Origin of the sequence: Streptomyces sp. SID3343, assembly GCF_009865215.1 — a bacterium.
Classification (GTDB): Bacteria; Actinomycetota; Actinomycetes; order Streptomycetales; family Streptomycetaceae; genus Embleya.
Map to the genome: position 1 here is coordinate 1 of NZ_WWJX01000061.1, position 3002 is coordinate 3002.

The 3002-nt window shown below is 72.1% G+C and carries 3 protein-coding genes; 1 reads left to right on the plus strand and 2 read right to left on the minus strand.

Features of this window, described 5'->3' with window-relative positions:
- The coding region (locus GT354_RS02500) for an NAD-binding protein (RefSeq protein WP_346011805.1) at positions 1-649 on the minus strand (649 nt) is incomplete at its 3' end.
- Positions 650-924: 275 nt separating this feature from the next.
- Positions 925-2034, minus strand: a complete 1110-nt coding sequence (locus tag GT354_RS02505; protein ID WP_161354501.1) for a glutamate--cysteine ligase — start codon at positions 2032-2034, stop codon at positions 925-927.
- Positions 2035-2327: 293 nt separating this feature from the next.
- On the opposite strand from GT354_RS02505, the gene GT354_RS02510 reads away from it, so the two are divergent.
- Positions 2328-3002 (plus strand): hypothetical protein (locus GT354_RS02510; protein ID WP_202511455.1); only part of this gene is annotated, 675 nt, incomplete at its 3' end.

The following is a 3002-nucleotide window of genomic DNA, read 5'->3' on the forward strand; positions in this document are numbered from 1 at the left end:
GCAACAGCCGCGGCCCCGCCCCGGCGCCGTCGGACAGCAACGCGAGCGTGCCCAGGAACGGCGCCGTGTCCGGCGCCCCCGCTGGCCGCTCGGCCGCCCGCAGCAGCAGCCCCTCCGCCTGGATCACCTTGCCCGCGCCGGAGATCGTCGCGGCCACGAGCGCCGGCGCCGCGGTGTCCGCGTCGGACAGCACGGTCGCGGTGACTTCGGCGACCGAGCCGTCCGCGCGCTCCGCGACCGCGCGATCGAGCAGATCCTCCAGGTGGCGGCCCAGCTTGCGGTTGTACAGCCGCACCACGAGTCGGATCCGCGGGTTGATCCGCCGGGCCCGCAACGCCGCGTGGATGTTCGCGCGGTCGTCGCGGTACACGAGCGCCAGCGCGACCGCACCCGAGACCCCGGCCGAGCGCAGCGCGTCGTCGTCGGGTTCCGCCGCCTCCACGACCGACACCGACATCCCCCGGGCCCGGGCCAGATCGTCGATCTGTGGGCCGTGGTTGCGGTGTACCGAAGGCAGCAGCACCGTGACGTGTTCGCCGTACACGTGCGCGAGTTCGTACGCGAGGCGCTGCGCGAGCGCGTCGTCGCCGCACACCACGAGGTGGCCGGCCCGGGGCGGGGGAGTCAGGTGGTGCGGGGGTGTCGACACACTCTTAGCCTGCCCCCCGAACCGCCCTGCGGTAAGCCGTTTTTCGGCGCGCGAACCGGACCCCTCCGTACCGCTCCCACCCAAGGACCACGCTCACCCGAGCAGCACGCTCACCCACGGGCCCCTCGCGCCACGGGCCACGGACCACCCCTGCCCGCGAACCGCTCCCACCCGCGGACCGTGCCGGACCACCGCCCCCACGAGCCACCGCCACGTGCGAACAACCCACCCGCGAACCGTCCCGCCGAGCGGCCGTCGCGCCCCCGATCGCCCGGCTACGTGGCGACCATGTCCGTCATCAACAAGTCCAGAACCCCCCGGAGTCCGTTGTCGGCGAGCGCCTCGCGTTGCCGGTCGGCGCCCGTGCCCTGGCAGATCAACCGGTCCACGAGCGCGAACACCTGGGCCGTGTCGCCCATTTCGTCCAACACCGGCGTCACGTGCACGAGCAGTTCGCGCACGAGATCGCCCGCGTCGATCCGCCTGGCCGTGCCCGCCGGGCCCACCGGGCCGAACAGATCGCGCTCCAGGCCGTCCCGCGCGGCCATCCAACAGGCCGCCCGCAGCAGTTCGGGGTCGGGTGCCGCGTACGGCGCCTTCTCGCGGTGCTGTTGCAGGGCGGTCACCACCAGCCCCCGCACCAGACCCGCGAGCATCACCGCGTCATCCGCCCGCAACTGCACATCCGGGCACCGGACTTCGACCGTCGGGAAGCGCTCGGACAATCGCACCTGCCAGTACACCTGTCCCCGGTCGAGGATCACCCCGACCGCGAGCAGCGCGTCGATCCGCCGCTCGTACTCCTCCAGGTCCGCGAACACCGGTGGCTGCCCCTCCACCGGCCAGCGCGCGTAGTGCACCGTGCGCCAGCTCGCGAATCCGGTGTCGCGCCCTTGCCACATCGGGGAGTTCGCCCCCATCGCCACCAGCACCGGCAGCCACGGCCGTAACCGGTTCACCACCTGAACGCCGGTCTCCCGATCAGGCACCGCGACATGGACGTGCATTCCGTGGATGAGCTGCACGTCGGCCAGCCTGCGAGCGTTCTCCCGGATCATCAGGTAGCGGGGGTGTTCGCTGATCGCCATCATCGAGCCGTCGTACACCGGTGCGGCACCACTGGCGATCATCCGGCACCCCATGCGCTCGGCTGCCGCGGACAGTTCGTGCCGCATGCGAGACAGGTGCCCGCCGATCTCGTCGAGTGTCGTGCACACGGGCGTCGCGACCTCCAACTGCGCCTTCAACAACTCGGACTGCACGTCCGTGGAACCGAGTCCGGGCCGTAGTCGCGCCTCGGCCCGTACACGCTCGGCCTCCGGAACGGGCAGGCCGCTTACCGGGTCCACGAGCAGGTACTCCTCCTCGACACCCAGGGTGGTCATCACCGATCCGTCCTTTCGAGCGGGCGAACCCGCCGGGCTGTACCTCCCCCGTGCGGAAACCGTCCGGTAGTCGACACGCGTCCCGGGACCGTTCCCCCAACCCACGAGGCACGGCCATGCGGGCCCGACATGCTCGTCCAAGATCCGGACAGGCGGTATTTCTCGGGAGGACTCGATCGGTTGTACCCGTAATCACCGCAGCTCGACACGTCCAACCGGGGCGGCGCACCCGATGTCCGCGTCCTGTGATGGGGTGGCCCCCGTCATGTACGCGCACGTTGCGGGGGCAAGTGGTGTCAGGGATATCGGTCGTCGGCAAGGCGAATCTGCTCGGCCTGCTGTTCGAGGGAGCGGCCGTCGGCGACATCGGCCGGCTCAGGCAGCGAGTCGACGACACCGTGATCGAGAAGATGCTCGGTGACAAACACCACGGTCCGGGGCTGCGGCGGCTCGCCACCCACGACCCCGACCCGTGGGTGCGGCGCGTCGTCGCGCGCAATACGAAGGCGCTGACCGTCACCGACCTGGAGGCGTTGCTCGACCTGCCCGACCCGATCGTGGACCGGCTCGTCTACGCCCACCCCGCCGCCCTGCCGTGGATGCGCCGCGTCGTGCTCACCCCCGGACGCCACCCCCGTGACCCGCAGGCCCCGCATCCACTCGCGGCCCTGCACGAGACGATCCTCGCGCACATCGGCGAGCCGCCCACGCTGACGCACTTCGTCGGCGCGGCAATCGTGTGCGACATCCCCGAACTGGCCACGCACGCCCTGCGGATCGGCGGCAGCACCCTGACCCCGGCCGAGCAACTGCGCGGCCTGCTGTCCCTGCGGCGCCACGGCGACGCCGACGCGGTCGCCGCGGCCCTGCCGTTCGTACGACCCGAGGTGGCCGAGGTGGCCGAGGCCGCCGACGGCGATCTGGCGGCGGCGGTCGAGGCGGCCGAGGGCGTCGCGGGCCTGGTCGCG

Bases quoted from the DNA above. Each gene is read 5' to 3' on its own strand.
- GT354_RS02505 (WP_161354501.1), bottom strand. From the start codon at position 2,034: ATGACCACCCTGGGTGTCGAGGAGGAGTACCTGCTCGTGGACCCGGTA.